Source organism: Nonomuraea sp. NPDC001684 (assembly GCF_053596515.1).
In genome coordinates this window covers 1-1,167 of the sequence record NZ_JBSFGJ010000900.1, presented here as the reverse complement: position 1 = coordinate 1,167, position 1,167 = coordinate 1, and the positions used below count along the sequence as shown (strand labels likewise).

At 71.0% G+C, this 1,167-nt stretch carries 1 protein-coding gene; it reads right to left on the bottom strand.

The features are described from left to right. The coding region (locus ACWCSD_RS52940; RefSeq protein ID WP_449927616.1) for an amino acid permease at positions 1-1,156 on the bottom strand (1,156 nt) is incomplete at its 3' end. Between the last annotated feature and the right edge of the window lie 11 nt (positions 1,157-1,167).

The following is a 1,167-nucleotide window of genomic DNA, read 5'->3' as shown; positions in this document are numbered from 1 at the left end:
GGTGCCCGGTGGCGCGCAGCCGGGACTGGCAGTAGACGAGCACCCCCCACGTGGTGATCACCCCCAGCGAGGCGACCGCCGTGGCGATGTTGAAGGCGCGCTCGGGCAGGTAGTAGAACAGCGCCACGCCGCCGAGGAACATGGCCGCGGTGAACACGATCCCGCCGATCGGCACGTGCCGGGAGCTGAGCGTGGCGGCGAAGGCGGGGGCCTCCCGCTTGGTGGCCATCGACCGCAGGATGCGGCCGGTGGCGTACAGGCCCGAGTTGCAGGACGAGAGCGCGGCCGTGATCACCACGAGGTTCATGGCGTCGGCCGCCCAGGGCACCCCGAGCCCGGCGAAGAACGTGACGAACGGCGAGGTGCCGGCGCTGTAGGCCGTCCAGGGCAGGACCATCGCCAGCAGCAGCACCGAGCCCACGTAGAAGATCGCGATGCGCCAGATCACGCCGTTGATCGCCCGCGGCATGACCTCGTGCGGCCGGGCGGTCTCGCCGGCGGTGATGCCGACCAGCTCGATCGAGGCGTAGGCGAACACCACCGACTGCAGGCTCATCAGGACCAGCGGGAAGCCGGTGGGGAAGAAGCCGCCGTGCGCGACCAGGTTGCGCGGCCCGGCGTCGCCGACGGTGAAGACCACCAGCACCAGCGCGACCACCAGGAAGATCACGATGGCCAGCACCTTCAGCATCGCGAACCAGAACTCCAGCTCGCCGAACAGGCGGACCGACAGCAGGTTGACCACCAGCACGAACCCCAGCGCGAGCAGCGCGGTCAGCCACTGGGGGAAGCCGCCGGCCCAGTAGTGGACGTACGCGGCGATGGCGGTCAGTTCGGCGATGCCGGTGAAGGCCCAGTTGACCCAGTACATCCAGCCGCTGGCGAAGGCCGCCCACGGGCCGATGAACTCGCCCGCGTACTCGACGAAGGAGCCCGAGGCCGGACGGTAGAGCACCAGCTCGCCGAGCGCCCGCATGACGAAGAAGGCGGCCAGCCCGGCGGTGGCGTAGGAGAGCACGAGCGCGGGGCCGGTGGCGGCCAGGCGGCCGCCCGCGCCGAGGAAGAGGCCGACCCCGATCGCGCCGCCGATCGCGATCATCTGGATCTGGCGGTTGCCCAGCGCGTGGCTGTACCCCTCGTCGGACTGCGTGCGCACCCGGTGTCTCC